The organism is Arthrobacter sp. ISL-72 (genome assembly GCF_018613755.1).
In the GTDB taxonomy this organism is placed as follows: Bacteria; Actinomycetota; Actinomycetes; order Actinomycetales; family Micrococcaceae; genus Arthrobacter.
In genome coordinates this window covers 94,219-110,226 of sequence record NZ_JAGGPP010000023.1, presented here as the reverse complement: position 1 = coordinate 110,226, position 16,008 = coordinate 94,219, and the positions used below count along the sequence as shown (strand labels likewise).

The window sequence follows — 16,008 nt, the reverse complement described above, 5'->3', positions numbered from 1 at the left end:
CTAATCTACCGCCGGGCTCCGACATCTTGCCCGGATTCAGCTTTGGGCAGTGCCGGCGGCTGCCAGCCGGTCCGCTGCACCCACTCCTCCATCCGGGCGGCGGCGTGTTCGGTGAACCATGCCTCCTTGTCCGCAGCGTAGCGCGCCGTCGATTTGTCCACGCTGTGGAGGGCGGCGACCCTGCGCTTTTCCGCCAGATAGTCATTGCGCGCTGCCGCATCGTCGCGCAGCCAATCCCGGAAGCACAGGGCAAAACGCCAGCCAGGCGATCCGGCAGGCCGGACATGCAGGTTCACCGGCCGGCCGGGGTCCGCATTGCCATGCAGGCGTTTGGCCCAGTCGACGGGATCAGGATGAAAAGGCTTCGGGTTGTCGGCAAGCACGCCCCGCCACAGGGGGAATCCGGCCGCGGCAAGCAGCGGGGCGATCCGGTCCGCCGTGGCGAGGTCGGCAACCGCCAACTGGAGGTCAATGATGTTCTTGGCATCCAGCCCGGGAACAGCGGTGGATCCGATGTGCTCCACGCCCAGGATGTGGGCCGGGGCGGCAGCCTCCAAGCGGGCCGCCAGACGCGCGGCTTGTGCCTGCCAAGTCGGGTCGGCCGGGGAAAGCACTGGTCCGCCCGTCCGTTGCGCCGCCCGACCCTCGCTGAGGTTTTGAGCGAAGGGGGCCAGCCGGCGCGTCCACAGGTCGTCCACTGCGTTTTTCAGTTCGGTCAAGGTTCCGGAGTTGTCCAGCACCACGTCAGCCGCGGCCAGGCGCACGTCCCGTGCAGCCTGGGCCGCCATCCGGGACAGGGCCTGCTCCTCGGTCATGTTCCGCCGCTCCATCATGCGCTGCAGCCGAAGATCGTCCGGTGCATCGACCACCAGCACGAGATGAAAGCTGCTTCCCTGGCCCGTTTCCACGAGTAGCGGAATGTCCTGGACGACGACGCCGCCAGTGGGGGCGGCGGCAATCATCGCCGCGGCCCGCTCCCGGACCAGGGGATGGACGATACTGTTCAGCACCGCGAGCCGGTCCGGGTCGCCGAAAACTACCGCTCCGAGCCGCGGCCTGTCCAGTCCGCCGTCGGCGTCCAGCATTTCCGCCCCGAAGGCTTCCACCACCCTGGCCAGGCCGACGCTGCCCGGGGCCACCACTTCACGGGCGAGGGCGTCGGCATCCACCAGCACCGCCCCCAGTTCCCGCAGGCGCGATGCAACAACTGACTTCCCCGAGGCGATGCCGCCTGTCAACCCGATCTTCAGCACTCATCCAGCCTAGGGCGTGTCTCATGATCGGTGTAGCAAGGCGCCTTCTGGGGTGGTGGCGCCAGGCCGGCTTACTGGGGTGGTGCGCGCCAGGCTGCTTCTGCATCCGATCCAATGCGGCACGGTCGCATTATTGTCGGTGCCTGCTGGGATGCTGTGGGTATGGAAAGCAGAGCAGCTGTGGTGGCGTTGGAGGGCATCGAGTCCTCCGTCGCTGCGTTGGCTGTTTGTGTCCGCGGCGCGGCCGGTGAGGTAGCCCCGGCGGGCGGGGATCCGGCGGGTGTTGATCCGGTGGGTCTTGATCCGTTGCGGGATCAGGCGGATGCGTTCCTGGACGGTCTGGCGGAGGTGGGCAGGATGGAGGCCCGGCTGGCCGCGCTGAAGGTGCACCTCGCCGCGGGCTACGCCGCCGCTGCGGAGGCTTTGGCGGCACCGGCAAAGTCCCCGCAGGAGCACACCGCGCAGGAGATGGCGGTGACCGCGGAGGTCGCGTGTGTGCTGACGGTCAGTGAACGCACCGCCGGTGCCCTGCTGTGCGAGGCCCGCACCCTCACCGCCGGGCTGCCGTTGACGCTGGCCGCGTTGCAGGCCGGGACCATTTCCTGGCAGCACGCACGGATCCTGTGTGATGAAACAGCGAACCTGGTACCGGCCGCCGCCGCGGCGTTGGAAGTGCATTTCCTGGACCCGGACGCGGTGAACCCGGCGCGGGGTTGCCCGGCCGGGGAACTGGTGCCTGGCCGGTTCCGGGCCAAGGCACGGGCCTGGCGGGAGCGGCACCACCCGGTCAGCATCGAGGCACGCCATACCAAGAGCGCCGCGGACCGGCGGTTGGAGTATGTTCCGGACCGGGACGGGATGGCGTGGCTTTCGGCGTACCTGCCCGCCGATACCGCGGCCGGGATCTGGGACCGGGCCACCACCGCCGCACGCGCCCTGCAGGGCCCCGCCGAACCCCGGACCCTGACGCAGCTCCGCGTGGATGTTGCCGCGGCCTGGCAGCTCGGGGCAGGCAACGCGGTTGACGGAACCGGCGGCGTCGACGGGGCTAACCGTGCCCCTGCCGGTTCCGGGCGGGCCGGTGCGGGGCGTGCCGGTGATGTCCCCTCACCTGCAGCGCAGGTCCTGGTCACCGTCCCGGTCTTTTCGCTGCTCGGCCTGACGGAGGAACCGGCCATGCTGGACGGGTACGGGCCGATCCCGCCGTCCATGGCCCGCCGCCTCGTCGCCGACGGCGCCGCCTCGATCCGGCGGGTCCTGACCGACCCGCGGGATGGTGCACCCTTGGAGATTGGCCGCAGCACCTACCGGATCCCGACGACCCTGCGGCAGTGGCTCCGGCTCCGCGACGGACGCTGCCCGTTTCCCGGGTGCAACAACCCCTCCCTGGACAACGACGCGGACCACCTCCTCGCCTGGGCAGACGGCGGCGGAACCGGCATCAGCAACCTCGGCCAGCCCTGCCGCAGACACCACCGCCTGAAACACACCACAACCTGGACCCCAGTCAACGCAACGCGGGACGAACCGCCCGGCTGGATCTCACCCACCGGACGGTCCTACCCCAGCGAACAACAGGACTGGGAACCACCACACTGGCCAGACTTGACCCGCCCTGCGGACGAAGACCACGCGCGGGAGGACCATGCCTCGGAACCACCCCACTGGCTGGCAGTCCGCTTGCCGGACTGGCCCGACCATGCGGGCGAGGACCCGGACTCGGAACCACACAACTGGCCGGACTGGCCCGAATGGTGGGAGTGGCCAGAATCGCCGGACGTTTCGGCCAGCCCGGGAAGCTTCGGGGACGCTGAACCGCCGCTACCGGTGGATCCCCTGCCTGACTGGGCATTCTTCACGGCCGCCTAGGATTATGCCTGCCCCACCGGCCCGGGTCGTTGCTGTTGATGCACGCTTTCGCGGCTATACCCAGCTTGATGCTGGCGGCCCGGGCGCCGTCGCAGCTTCGCCCGCCCGTTGCTCGCTTGCTGCCCGCGCACGCAGCACCCATGCTCGCTGCCTCCGGGGCGAAAATCACTGACTTCCGCAGTGCCGCCACAACGCGGTCACCTAAGACGCCACAGCGCCGTCAGACTAGACTGAACCGGTGTTGGAAGAGGCGGATCCCCAGGAAAGCAGGGCAACTGCCTACACGACCCTTGCAGCGGGCCCGGACTTCCGCCATGAACTCGAGATCAAGCGCTCCAGGTTCATCACGGTGATCCGGCGCTCCGAAGACGAAGACGGCGCCAGGGCGCTGGTTGCGGACCTGCGTCGCGAATTCCATGACGCCCGGCACCACTGCTCAGCCTTCGTGTTGGGGCCTGACCGCGGCGTCCAGCGTTCCAGTGATGACGGCGAACCGTCGGGAACCGCGGGCATCCCGATGCTGGAGGCCCTTATGCGTCGAGAGACAGCGCCCGGGGTGACTGACCTCAGCGACGTGAGCGCCGTCGTCGTCCGCTATTTTGGCGGTATCCTCCTAGGCGCAGGCGGACTGGTGCGGGCGTATTCGGAATCGGTGTCCTCCGCGCTTGACCTCGCTCCGCTGGTGGGGCGAAGCAGGTTGAGGATCTGCTCGGTGGACGTGGCCCATTCAGCGGCCGGGAGGCTGGAGAACGACCTCCGCTCGGCTGGCTATGTGATGGCGGAAACCAGCTACTTGTCCGGCAGCACCGTCCTCAGGCTCGCCCTGCCCGATCAGGCTGACGAACTCAACCGGGCCGCGGAACGGCTCGCAGCTATGACAGCGGGCAGCGCCGTGCTGCAGCCGGAGGGCACGGAATGGATTGATGTCCCCCTCTGAGCCTGTCCCCCGCTGACTGGCCCCTCGTTGTACAGGCGGGTAGAACAGCCGCGTTGAACTGATGCACCGAACAGGTGCACTGAACCGGGGCACTGAACCGGGGCGCTGACCCGGCGCGGCCCTTTTGATGGCACGGGCTGACCTTCCCTGACCCGGCCGGCCGGTGGTTGGATGGAACTCACGAACTGACGTGAGGAGGCAACCGGTGGAAGATCCATTCGACCTTGAACGGTTCGTATTGGCCCAGGACGCCAACGGAACCTACAACAGGGCCCTTAACGAACTGCGCAGCGGGTCCAAGCAGACCCATTGGATGTGGTTCATTTTTCCGCAGATCGCCGGCCTCGGGCAGAGTGCCACGTCGAGGAAGTACGCCATCACATCCTTGGCGGAAGCGGAGGCTTACTTGCGGCACCCCGTCCTCGGTCCGCGGCTGCTGGACAGTGCCAAGGCAGTCGCTGACCTCCAGGGCTTCACGGCCAGCGGGATCTTCGGCGGGATCGATTCCCAGAAGCTCCGGTCCTCCATGACGCTCTTCCTCCGGGCCACTCCCACGGAACCGGTGTTCCGTGAGGTCCTTGACCGGTACTTCGAGGGTAGGGCCGACCCCGCGACTGAACGGCTGCTGGGCTAACAGAAACGGGGCCAAACACAAAACGGTCCAAACGAAAGTCCGGCCAAACACAAAAGTCCGGCCAAACAAAAAGCTCGGCCAACAAAATACCGCGGTAAACAAAAAGGTGACCGCCCCCTTCCGGGGACGGCCACCTTCAGCGTGCTAACTGCCTGGCTCCCGGGGAATCAGATCCCAGGGACTACCGGCAAATTAGTTGCCGGTCAGCTTCTCGCGCAGTGCGGCAAGAGCCTCGTCCGAAGCAAGGGTACCGGCCCCAGCGTTCGACTCAGCAGCCGGCTCGGAGGAGTAGCTGGTGGTGCCGGAGTCGCTGTCGCCGGACGTTGCAGCTGCAGCGTCGTCGGCAGCGTGCTGGGCAACCTGCTTCTTGTGTGCTTCCCAGCGGGTCTGGGCGTCAGCGTACTGCTGCTCCCAGGCTGCGCGCTGGTTCTCGTAGCCTTCAAGCCACTCGTTGGACTCCGGGTCGAAGCCCTCCGGGTACTTGTAGTTGCCCTCTTCGTCGTACTCGGCGGCCATGCCGTAGAGTGCCGGATCGAATTCGGTGCTGTCAGCGTCAACGCCCTCGTTAGCCTGCTTGAGGGAGAGGGAGATGCGGCGGCGCTCGAGGTCGATGTCGATGACCTTGACGAACAGCTCGTCGCCAACGGAGACAACCTGCTCAGCCAGCTCAACGTGGCGGACTGCCAGCTCGGAGATGTGCACGAGGCCTTCGATGCCGTCTTCGACGCGTACGAACGCACCGAACGGAACGAGCTTGGTGACCTTACCCGGAACAACCTGGCCGAGGGCGTGGGTGCGGGCGAAGGTCTGCCACGGGTCTTCCTGCGTAGCCTTGAGCGACAGGGAGACACGCTCGCGGTCCAGGTCGACCTCGAGAACCTCGACGGTGACTTCCTGGCCAACTTCGACAACCTCGGACGGGTGGTCGATGTGCTTCCAGGACAGCTCGGAAACGTGAACCAGGCCGTCTACGCCGCCCAGGTCCACGAAGGCACCGAAGTTGACGATGGAGGAAACGACGCCGGGACGGACCTGGCCCTTTTCCAGCTTGTTGAGGAACGTGGAGCGGACCTCGGACTGGGTCTGCTCGAGCCATGCACGGCGGGACAGCACAACGTTGTTGCGGTTCTTGTCCAGCTCGATGATCTTGGCTTCGATCTGCTGACCGATGTACGGAGCAAGGTCGCGCACACGGCGCATCTCGACGAGGGATGCGGGCAGGAAGCCGCGCAGACCGATGTCGAGGATAAGACCACCCTTGACAACCTCGATGACGGTACCGGTGACGACACCGTCTTCTTCCTTGACCTTCTCGATGTCGCCCCAGGCGCGCTCGTACTGAGCACGCTTCTTGGAGAGGATCAGGCGGCCTTCTTTGTCTTCCTTGGTGAGCACCAGGGCTTCGACCTGATCGCCAACGGAGACGACGTCTCCGGGATCAACGTCGTGCTTGATGGAAAGCTCGCGGGAGGGGATGACACCTTCGGTCTTGTAACCGATGTCGAGCAGAACTTCGTCGCGGTCGACCTTGACGACGGTACCTTCGACGAGGTCTCCGTCGTTGAAGTACTTGATGGTGGCGTCGACTGCTGCGAGGAAGTCCTCAGCGGTACCGATGTCGTTAATCGCGACTACGGGGGTACCGGGCTTCTCGGTGGAGGTGATGGTCATGTAGTAGGGGCTCCGTTGTGGATAGTTAGTCGGTCAGGCGGACCGCCGCGCACCCGCATTGACGGGCCCGCAGATGATGGCAGAACGCATGGATCTGCCAGGTTCATCCTGATTTGTGGATTCTAGATACGTGCACGTAGTACACGCCCGTTTATTCTAGTCGTAGCCTCCAACACGGGTCAAAGCGGCCGGCCCGTTGGGCACGTCAGAAATGGGTCAGGCAGTGCGGCGCCCGCTCGACGGCGAACATCAGCTTCGCGCGGACCCCGGCACCTTCGGTGTGTTCCTGGATCCGTCCCGCCGCGTTCAACGTCACGGGGCAGACAGCGCCGAGGTAGATGGAGGCAAGGTCGGCCACATCCATGGACAGGTCCGCCCGTGTTTCCGGACCGGCCACTGAAACGGTGGCCTCGCCGTCCTTCACGTCCAGAACGAACGTCCCGCCAGCGAAGTCCAGCGAGTCCGCAATCCCCAGGACCAGCGTTCCATCCGCAGAGTAACGCCTGGCACCCAGCGCCCGCAGGCTGTCCAGGATCCGGAGCCACAGCATGTCCCGGTGGTCCGAGGCCTCGACGCAACGCGGGTCCGTTAACGCCCACCCCAGCGGATCGTCCACCGGCGCGTCCGGCCAGCTGATGCGCTGGACAAGGTCGATCGTCCCGAGGAACTGCCACAGCTCAAGGTAGGCAGCATCGGTGGCGGCAACGAGGTCCACCACGTCAACGGTGTACGGCTTGGAGTCCCAGCCGGCGAACTTGTAGGAAACGTAGCCGTCCACGGTTCCGGCGGCATCATAGTGGAGCGCGCACTTGATGGCTTCATCTTCCTTGCCCTCCCGCCCAACGGTTCCCGACACGTTCTGCCGGTAGGCGTCCTGCCTGAGGATGGACCCCGGGGTAAGCCGGTGCACGCGTTCGAACACTTCGGGAGCCAGCTCAAGGAGGACTTTCCGGTCGGCAATCTCCACGGTCCCCGACTGCACGTGCCGGAGTCCAAAGCGGGGTCCGGTGTCCACCTTGATGCTGCGCTCAAAGGTGGCAACGCCGTAGCCGAACCGCCCGTAGATGGACCCTTCCGAAGCGGTCAGCGCCGCCATCGCCAACCCGTCCGCTTTCGCCGCGGACAGGTCCTCGCTCATCATGCGGCGCAGCAGTCCCTGCCGCCGGTGCGTCCCGCGCACGGTCACCGCTGTCACCATGTGCGTCCGGAGCTGGCGACCGTAGCCGACGTTCAGGTCTTTCCGCAGGGTTCCGAACGTGGCCACCGGAATGTCTGAGCCCAGGGAATGCGGAGCCACCTCCCCGGTCTGATAGACGCCGGTCAGCTCACGGCCATCTGCGCGGTACATGTCCATGATCTTGTCCACGAAGTCGTCATTCCGGCGGGAATCGTGGAAGCCGAATCCCACGGCCTGAATCCAGTCGGTTCCCTGGGCATAGCCGGGCGCGCCCTTTTCCGCCGCGCTGAACCTCCGGATCTCGTACTTGTCTGCCACGTACCGCTCCCCCTTGAACCGAATGCTTGAACCAGCTAGTGGCCGGCGTCGTACCAGCTGGTGCCGACGCCGATCTGGACGTCGAGCGGAACGCTCAGCCGGGCCGCGGCGCCCATCTGCTCCGTCACCAGCTTCTCCACAGCCTCACGCTCCCCCGCCGCGACCTCCAGGACCAGTTCGTCATGGACCTGCAGCAGCATGCGCGACTTCAGGCCCTGGGCCGCCAGTTCCGCATGCACGCCCAGCATGGCGCGCTTGATGATGTCAGCCGCGGACCCCTGGATGGGAGAGTTCAGCGCAATGCGCTCCGCATTCTCGCGCAGCTGGCGGTCGGTGCTGGTGAGGTCCGGAAGATAACGGCGGCGCCCCTCGATCGTGGCCGTGTAGCCGTCGATCCGGGCCTGGTCCACCACGCCGCGGAGGTAGTCGCGGACGGCGCCGAACCGGTCGAAGTAGTCCTTCATGAGGGTCCGCGCCTCGTCTACGGAAATCTCCAGCTGCTTGGAGAGGCCGAATGACGTCAGGCCGTAAGCAAGGCCGTAAGACATCGCCTTGACCTTGGACCGCATGGCGCTGGTCACCTGGTCAGTTGGCACATGGAAGATGTTGGACCCCACGAACCGGTGGAGGTCCTCGCCGTCCCTGTACGCCTGGATCAGGCCGGCGTCCCCCGACAGGTGGGCCATGATGCGCATTTCGATCTGCGAGTAGTCCGCGGACAGCAGGCAGTCGTAGCCTTCGCTGACCACGAAGATGCCGCGGACGCGCCGGCCTTCCTCGCTTCGGATGGGGATGTTCTGCAGGTTGGGGTTGTTGGACGAGATCCGGCCCGTCGCTGCGACGTTCTGCGCATAGGTGGTGTGGATCCGGCCGTCCTCTGCGACAGACTTCTTCAGCGTCTCCAGCATCTGGCTCAGCTTTGAAGACTCGCGGTGCGCCATCAGCTGGACCAGGAATTCGTGCCCCGTCTTTTCCAGCAGGTTCTTCAGCGATGCGGCGTCGGTGGTGTACCCGGACTTGATTTTCTTGGTCTTGGGCAGGCCGAGTTCCTCGAACAACACCGTCTGGAGCTGCTTGGGTGATCCGAGATTCACCGGGTGGCCGATGGCTGCGAAGGCAAGCTCCTGGGCGTTGTCGATCACCTTCGCGAGATCCGCCAACTGTTCGTCCATGCGGGCCATGTCGATGGCAATTCCTGCAAGTTCCATGTCAGCCAGAACCCGGCTGACGGGCAGCTCAAGGGTGGCCAGCAGGTCCGCAGCCTGGCGTTCCGTCAGTTCCGACTCGAAGTAGCGGCTCAGGGCCTGGACGACGGCGGCCGCGTGGACGAGTGCGCCGGCTGTGGCTTCGTCTTCCCCGTCAAACGCCAGCTCGAGCTGGCCTGCCTTGGCGGTTTCGGACGAGATGATGATGTTCAGGTGGTGCTGGGCCAGTTCGGCGAGCTCATAGGTCCGGCGGTCCGGCTGGATGAGGTAACCGGAGATCGAGGTGTCGTCCACCACACCCTCCAGGCCCAGTCCGCGGCTGTGCAGGGCTTTGATGGCGGCCTTGTAACCGTGCATGACTTTGGCTGCACTCGGGTCCTTGAGCCAGCCGGCCAGGACGTTCTCGGCGGCGGCGTCCTGGCTGGCCAGGTCGATGTAGGCAGCCCCGCCCTCGTGGACAATCGCCACCGCGGCGGCATCTTCACCGATGCGGCCCGGCACGAGGTCAACGGCGACAGCTGAGCGTTTGCCGGCACCCGCCTCGAGGAACGCGGTCAGTTCGGCGGCGCTGACCGGGGTCACGAAGTCCGGGGTGTCCAGGCTTTCCCGCTCCGCTTCAACAACCTCGCTGCCGTAGAGCGCAAAGAGCCGGGCGCGGATGGTCTTGAATTCGAGGTCGTCGAACAGCTGCTCCAGGGCAGCCTGGTCCGGCCGCGGGTCGGCCAGCTCGTCCAGCGTCACCGGAAGCTCCAGATCCGTGTGCAGCCGGTTCAGCTTCCGGTTGCGCCTGACGGCCTCGACATTGGCCCTGAGCGCATCCCCCACTTTGCCGCCGATCTTGTCGAGGTGCTCCAGGACCCCTTCCAGACCGCCATAAAGGTTGATCCACTTGGCTGCCGTTTTGGGGCCGACGCCGGGAACCCCCGGGAGGTTGTCCGCGGACTCCCCCACCAGGGCGGCGAGGTCCGAGTACTGCGGCGGCGTCACAAAATACTTCTCCAGGATCGCCGCGGTGTCCAACCGGGGAATGTCGCTGACGCCTTTGCGGGGGTAGAGCACAAACACGTTGTCGGTAATGAGTTGGAAGGCGTCACGGTCACCCGTCACGAGGAGTACTTCGTAGCCGGCCTTTTCGCCCATCGTGGCGAGAGTCGCCAGGACGTCATCGGCCTCGTAGCCGGGCAGTTTGATCGTCTTGATGCCCCAGGCCTGCATGACCTTGTCGATGAGGTCGATCTGGCCGCTCATCTCCCGGGGCGTTTCGTTCCGGCCGCCCTTGTATTCGCTGTACTCAGCTTTCCGGTGGGTGGTTTCATCCGAGACATCGAAGGCCACGGCGATGTGGGTGGGCTTCTGTTCCTTGATCAGGTTGATGAGCATGGACGTGAATCCATGGATGGCGTTGGTGTGCTGCCCGTTTGCGGTGGAGAACTTGTCCGCAGGCAGGGCGAAGAACGCCCGGAACGCCATCGAGTGCCCGTCCAGCACCAGGAGGCGGGGCTGGTCCGTGATGGGAATCACAGGGGCCTCGGTAGCGGAAACCGGCTCCGTGGTCCGCGTTGTTTTCCGGGCGGGCGTGGCCGCAGTTACTGATTCGGACTCAGTTGCCGGGAGGATGTCTGTAGCAGAGGGGGCTAGGGCCGGTTTGGTAGTTTCGCTCACAAGTGCCAGCCTAGTTGGCATGATGGACAATTTCACGCCCGGGCAGTTCGCCGCCGAACTGACAGCTGCCGGAGTCCCGGAAGAAATGCATGAGTGGCTGGCCGAGTACGGTGTTGGCGCGCTGGTAGTGAAGATGGGCATCCACTTCCTTGAAATGTCCCCCGAACGCACGGTTGCCACCATGCCCGTGGAAGGCAACACGCAGGTGGCCGGGATCCTGCACGGCGGCGCGCACGTGGTGCTGGCCGAGACGCTCGGCTCGTTCGCGGCGGGGATGCACGCCGGACCGGGGCGGCATGCGGTGGGAATAGAAGTAGGGGCAACCCATCACCGTGCCATAGCCTCCGGCACGGTGACCGGAACCTGTACCGCCATCCACCTGGGCCGCACTCTGACCACGCACGAGATTGTGATGACCGATGAAAAGGGCCGCCGGCTGTCCACCGCCCGGATCACCAACCTGATCCGCAACAGCGCTTCCTGACTTCCCCGTGCCGGGTCAGTCAGGCGCCCTGTCCGGCGTACTGCCGAGCCGGTAGCGTAGCTCCACGATGCCCCGGCCCATGGTGTTGGACGCCACCAGTTCCAGCGGCGGCGTGGGGCCGGCCTTGATGGGGAGCAGCTGCTTGCCCGCGCCGAGCACCACCGGAATGATGGACACGATGATTTCATCCAGCAGGCCGGCGTCGGCGAACTGGGCCGCGAGCTCCCCGCCGCCCACCAGCCAGACGTTCTTGTCCCCCGCCTCAGCCCTGAAGTCGTCCATGAACTCGCGGACGTCGCCCCGGACGAAGGTGATGTCCGCTCCCCGCGGCGGTGAATATTCGTGGTGGGTGAAGACCCAGCACGGGGTGTCAGGATAGGGCCACTTGCCCGGCTCGTGCTCCATCAGCCAGGTGTAGGTTTCGCCGCCCATCACGATGCAGCCGACCCCGGCCATGAAGGCTTCGTAGCTTTCTCCGCCGCCCTCGAAGCCGTCAAACTGCAGGAGCCATGCCAGGTTGTCATCTGATGTGGCGATGAATCCGTCGAGGGACTGAGCCACGAAGTACTGGAGACGGGACATGACCCCAGCCTAATCATTTCGACTCGGGGTTCCCATACTCCACGCGCACCCCGGGATCATCGCGGAGCACCACCACTTTGCCGCTCCGCAGCGTCCAGCCCTCGTTGAGCAGGAAGATGCGCCCCCCGCTGACCACCAGGAGCCGGAGGCCGCTGTACTGGTAGACAGGATGCTCAGCGGTGCCGCCGGGCTGTTCGCGAACGTTGGGCGCGCTGATGCCCAGCGGGTCCTTGCTGTAGACAACTGCGGTGGGCAGGAGCGCGGACCGCTGTTCGTAGCTGACCGCCAGTCCCCTGCCCAGGGCCTGGGCGTAGTCCGATGTGCCCCAGAAAAGCAACAGGGTCACCAGGCAGAAGATGAGGGTCTTTTCGGATCCCCTGGACAACGGACTGAAGCTGCGGCCGGACGCTTCCGTGGACCGCCGCCACAGGCTCAGGCCCCATGCCGCCAGAAGGACACCGGCGGCCATGATGTACGGCACAAACAGCACGGTTCGTTCCGGCTGGAGCATCACCACCAGCCACATTGCGGCGGCACAGGCCACCCCGCCAACCAGAATCACCGCCGCCAGCCGACGGATGCCTGCGACGCGGCCGGCAACGAGGTGACCGGCCAGAAAGCGGTCCAGGGCCAGCCACAGGACAGCCACAATCAGCAGCCAGACCAGCGGGATGAACAACGACGGAATGCTCCTAAGGACAAAATCCTGCACGGTGTACCCGAAGAGACTCACGTCCAGTCCCATCGCCTTCGCCTGGGCATCAGTCCGCGCCCACCCGAAGTAAACCAGCAGGGCCGTTGCCATGGTCAACGGCGGGCCGACGACCGCCAGCATGTCCACGGCGCGTTTCCAGCGGGGATCCGCCGCCTCCGGTTCACCGCTCATGACGGCGGCTCTGCCGGCGAAGCCCCGCCCGTCGGAGGCGGCGTAGTAGGAGGCGGTGTCGAAGGCGGCGCCGTGGAAGTGCCGGTCGGGCCGGGACCCGGACCGGGCACTGCCGGGTCGTAGAATAACTCGGCTGTACCGGAAACCGGAGGCGACGCCTCCACTGTGACCGTGGCGGAGGTAGCACCCCCGGACGGCGGGGCATAAAACACGAAGGGGCCGAACTGCGGTCCTTCGGCTTCAACCGGGCTCCCGTTCACCAGCACGCGATCCACATTCACCAGGAACCCCTCCAGCTGCACCGGGGGTCCGCCGCCGGCGGGGACCAGAGGCGGCGCCGCGCCGGCGTGGGGCCCGTCGAGCACTGTCAGCCCTCTCAGCCGGCGGGGGCAGTCGTCCCCTGCGCCTGCACTATCGACGTAGAGCCGGCCGCCCGGATGAGCGGCCCGGAGCTCCACGGCCTGGCGCAGCGATTCGATGACTTTGATTTCCCAGCACCTGCTGCGCGGCAGGTCAGGGACGCGACCCAGTTCGTCCCCCGCCCGCTGCCAATCCCGGGGCAGGTCCGTGGCCAGCGCCTCGCAGGTTGCCTCGGCCGCAGACCAGACCGCCGGGAACGCCGTGGTGAGGGTGGATTCCCGCAAACCGCTGCAGTCCCGCTTGCGCAGGAGTTCGTAGAGGGTCCCCTCGGGCGGATCGGACGGGGACGCCGGACCGATGGGGATCCAGCGGATGACGAGTGCGTCGGGCGCAGGCGGGCCGTCACCGGGGCCGGGCAACGGCGCAGCCGTTGGGTTTCCGTTGGCGGAGGAAGCACTCCCGGAAGGTGTCGCTGCAGAGGAGGACGCCGACGTTGTACTTGTTTGCGGTTCCGACGACGACGGCGGGGCAGGCGGTGGGCCGAAGCATCCGCTCGTCAAAGCCAGCAGGCACACCGCCGTGGCGGTACCCGCTATTCGGGCCGAAGCCCCGGTTTGACTGCGCATGACAGACCCACCTGCTTGCGGTTCCCGGCAGGGAGAACCGGCCTGGATAGAACCATCGGGAGGACTCCCGGTATGGTCCGGCAGCCACGCCGGGCCAAACACGCTTAAACAGTGTTAACTATTCCCCCGTCGGGCGATATCCGCCAGAGCAGCCCTATTTGCGCAGCCCTATTTGCCGGAGCAGCCCTACTTATTGAAGTACGGGATGATCAGGTACAGGCCGAACAGCACTGCGACGCCGCAGAGGCCGAAGCAAACGTAGGCGAGCGACTTCATCCAGCGAGGAGCGGACTGCTCGGGGTCACCGGCGATGGCGGTGAAGCGGACTCCGATGGAGTACAGGACAACCACGGTTGCGGCGGCAAGGAGCGTGGCGCCGGCCACCTGGACCAGTTCCAACCATTTCATTTACTTGCCATCCTTCAGCTTGTTGGCGCGGCTGGCGGCCAATGCCTTTTTCTTGCGGAAGCGGACAGCCTGTCCGGCCTCCTCGACCTCCACGGCATTGTGATGGCCCACGTGGGACTTGCGGGACTGGAAGAACATAAACAGCACGGCACCCGTCCCGGCGACGGCCGCGATCACCACACCGACGATGCCGGTCTTGACAAGCAATGCGGTCAGGGCGCCGACGATCCCGGCGGCAGGAAGAGTGAAAAGCCAGCCTACGGCGATTCGGCCGGCAGTGCCCCAGCGCACCGAGGTGCCCTTGCGGCCCAGCCCGGAGCCGATCACGGATCCGGAGGCCACCTGCGTGGTGGACAGCGCGAAACCGAGGTGCGAGGAAGCGAGGATCGCCGAGGCGGTGCTGCTTTCTGCGGCGAAGCCCTGGGCGGGTTTGACGTCGGTGAGGCCGGAACCCATGGTGCGGATGATCCGCCAGCCACCGGCGTAGGTGCCGATGGCAATGGCGAGAGCACAGGCGGCAATCACCCAGAACTGCGGTCCGGAGCCCGGCTCCTGGGTTCCGGCGGCGATCAGCACCAGGGTGATGATGCCCATGGTCTTCTGCGCATCGTTGGTTCCGTGGGCCAGTGCTACCAGGCTGGACGTGAAGATCTGTCCGGTGCGGAAACCGCCGCGCTTCTGGGTGAGCTTGCTGCCGGTCTCCGGATCATGCCGGGACGTCAGGGCGTAGGCAAGGCGGGTACAAACGTAGGCCACGGCACCGGCAATGATTGGCGCGAAAATGGCGGGGAGGATGACCTTCTGCATCAGGGACGCGAAGTTAACCGAGTGGATCCCGATGCCGGCGATCGCAGCACCGATCAGGCCGCCGAACAGGGCGTGTGATGAGCTCGACGGGAGCCCCTTCAGCCAGGTGATCATGTTCCACAGGATGGCGCCCATCAGGCCGGCAAAAATGATGTCCGGAGTGATCTGGATCCCGTCGGACCCTTCCTTGATGATGCCGCCGGAAACGGTTTTGGCCACTTCCGTGGACAGGAACGCTCCGACCAGGTTCAGGACCGCTGCCAGGGCAACGGCCGTCTTGGGCTTGATCGCACCGGTGGCAATAGGCGTCGCCATTGCGTTGGCGGTGTCATGAAAGCCGTTGGTGAAGTCGAAAAAAAGTGCCAGCGCTATAACCAGCGCCACCATGAAGGTGATTTCCACCTGTTGCCCAATCTGCAGAGTCGACGGTCAGCAGTTCCACTTCCCCGTGCCCCGCCCGGCATACAGGATGGCGCCAGCTTTTACTGGACGTTCATCAGTGTTGTTCGGAGGAGGCTTGAAACCCTATCGATCGTACGCGTCAACGCCGGAAGGACAAAACACCATGCAGTCAAAGGAAAGCGCGCACGGCGTCCAGCTCAGCCCGGGACAATCCCCGGCGGGGATGCGGGGAAATTAACAGCAGCCGTGCGCCAAGGATGGACGCCCACGCACGGGCCGCGGCTTCGAATTCAAGCTGGTCATCAATCCACACGGCACGGTCCGGCGCCGAGGCCTCGATGTCCTGCTGCAGCGCCTGGAGTTTCCACCAGTTATCGCCGCCGCCCAGCCCGTCACTACTCAGGACAGGCCATTCCTCCCCGGCGAGACCGATGGCAGGGCACAGGTATTCCGGCGCCATGTCCTCCCAGCTGGTGAGCCAAACACAGCGCAGGCCCGGTGTCCTGGTCAGGATGTTGAGCGAATCAACAAGCTCCCGGGCATACGTGACTTCCAGGAGGCCGGCGTCGGAAATCTGCCACAGGCTCCCCCAGTCGGTGGTTCCTGTTGCCCCGAAAGGGCAGATCACGCCGTCCACATCCAGGTAGAGGGAGACATTCCTCACGGTGGGTCCTTCCTCCGGGAGCTCCACCCAAAACGTTACCGACGGGCCCCGGGGCAGGCAACG

Annotated in this window: 15 protein-coding genes; 4 read left to right on the top strand and 11 right to left on the bottom strand. The window is 65.6% G+C overall.

Going from position 1 to position 16,008, the window contains the following annotated elements; all coding sequences use genetic code 11:
* Positions 1 to 5: 5 nt before the first annotated feature.
* Positions 6 to 1,253 carry a dephospho-CoA kinase gene (gene coaE / locus J7I92_RS18420; RefSeq protein WP_214842902.1) on the bottom strand — a complete coding sequence of 416 codons (1,248 nt, stop codon included), beginning with the start codon at positions 1,251 to 1,253 and terminating at the stop codon, positions 6 to 8.
* A 162-nt stretch (positions 1,254 to 1,415) separates the two neighbouring features.
* Here coaE and J7I92_RS18415 point away from each other — a divergent pair, with 162 nt between their 5' ends.
* From J7I92_RS18415 to J7I92_RS18405, 3 genes are all read left to right on the top strand, one after another.
* Entirely contained in the window at positions 1,416 to 3,122 is a 1,707-nt protein-coding gene (locus J7I92_RS18415; protein WP_214842900.1) for an HNH endonuclease signature motif containing protein, read from the top strand.
* A gap of 238 nt (positions 3,123 to 3,360) precedes the next feature.
* Complete coding sequence (locus J7I92_RS18410) at positions 3,361 to 4,059, top strand: YigZ family protein (protein WP_214842898.1); 699 nt, start codon at positions 3,361 to 3,363, stop codon at positions 4,057 to 4,059.
* A gap of 205 nt (positions 4,060 to 4,264) precedes the next feature.
* The gene (locus J7I92_RS18405) at positions 4,265 to 4,693 is read left to right on the top strand and encodes a DUF1810 domain-containing protein (protein ID WP_214842896.1); all 429 of its coding nucleotides are present in this window, start codon (positions 4,265 to 4,267) and stop codon (positions 4,691 to 4,693) included.
* 192 nt (positions 4,694 to 4,885) lie between these two features.
* Here J7I92_RS18405 and rpsA read toward each other — a convergent pair whose 3' ends face one another.
* The 3 genes from rpsA to polA all read right to left on the bottom strand — a co-directional run bounded on the left by rpsA (position 4,886) and on the right by polA (position 10,534).
* A complete protein-coding gene (gene rpsA, locus J7I92_RS18400; protein ID WP_013600871.1) occupies positions 4,886 to 6,364 on the bottom strand; it encodes a 30S ribosomal protein S1 in 1,479 nt (492 codons plus the stop codon).
* Between the two features lie 205 nt (positions 6,365 to 6,569).
* The gene (locus J7I92_RS18395) at positions 6,570 to 7,859 is read right to left on the bottom strand and encodes a GNAT family N-acetyltransferase (protein WP_214842894.1); all 1,290 of its coding nucleotides are present in this window, start codon (positions 7,857 to 7,859) and stop codon (positions 6,570 to 6,572) included.
* Between the two features lie 35 nt (positions 7,860 to 7,894).
* Positions 7,895 to 10,534, bottom strand: a complete 2,640-nt coding sequence (polA, locus tag J7I92_RS18390) for a DNA polymerase I (RefSeq protein ID WP_251040136.1) — start codon at positions 10,532 to 10,534, stop codon at positions 7,895 to 7,897.
* 211 nt (positions 10,535 to 10,745) lie between these two features.
* Between polA and J7I92_RS18385 the strand changes: the two genes are divergently transcribed.
* Positions 10,746 to 11,210 (top strand): hotdog fold thioesterase, encoded by a 465-nt coding sequence (locus J7I92_RS18385; RefSeq protein ID WP_214842889.1) that lies wholly within the window; start codon positions 10,746 to 10,748, stop codon positions 11,208 to 11,210.
* A gap of 15 nt (positions 11,211 to 11,225) precedes the next feature.
* Here J7I92_RS18385 and J7I92_RS18380 read toward each other — a convergent pair whose 3' ends face one another.
* From J7I92_RS18380 to J7I92_RS18350, 7 genes are all read right to left on the bottom strand, one after another.
* Positions 11,226 to 11,792, bottom strand: coding sequence for a dihydrofolate reductase family protein (locus J7I92_RS18380; RefSeq protein ID WP_214842887.1), 567 nt, complete (start codon positions 11,790 to 11,792; stop codon positions 11,226 to 11,228).
* A 13-nt stretch (positions 11,793 to 11,805) separates the two neighbouring features.
* On the bottom strand, positions 11,806 to 12,678 hold the full coding sequence (locus J7I92_RS18375) for a hypothetical protein (protein WP_214842885.1): 873 nt from the start codon (positions 12,676 to 12,678) through the stop codon (positions 11,806 to 11,808).
* Positions 12,675 to 13,457, bottom strand: coding sequence for a hypothetical protein (locus tag J7I92_RS18370; protein ID WP_214842883.1), 783 nt, complete (start codon positions 13,455 to 13,457; stop codon positions 12,675 to 12,677). The genes J7I92_RS18375 and J7I92_RS18370 overlap by 4 nt, the downstream gene beginning before the upstream one ends.
* A complete protein-coding gene (locus tag J7I92_RS18365; RefSeq protein ID WP_214842881.1) occupies positions 13,441 to 13,611 on the bottom strand; it encodes a hypothetical protein in 171 nt (56 codons plus the stop codon). The genes J7I92_RS18370 and J7I92_RS18365 overlap by 17 nt, the downstream gene beginning before the upstream one ends.
* Positions 13,612 to 13,850: 239 nt before the next feature.
* Positions 13,851 to 14,072 carry a hypothetical protein gene (locus J7I92_RS18360; protein WP_214842879.1) on the bottom strand — a complete coding sequence of 74 codons (222 nt, stop codon included), beginning with the start codon at positions 14,070 to 14,072 and terminating at the stop codon, positions 13,851 to 13,853.
* Positions 14,073 to 15,281 carry an inorganic phosphate transporter gene (locus J7I92_RS18355; protein WP_214842877.1) on the bottom strand — a complete coding sequence of 403 codons (1,209 nt, stop codon included), beginning with the start codon at positions 15,279 to 15,281 and terminating at the stop codon, positions 14,073 to 14,075.
* A gap of 169 nt (positions 15,282 to 15,450) precedes the next feature.
* Entirely contained in the window at positions 15,451 to 15,945 is a 495-nt protein-coding gene (locus J7I92_RS18350) for an HAD domain-containing protein (protein WP_214842875.1), read from the bottom strand.
* Positions 15,946 to 16,008: the final 63 nt, after the last annotated feature.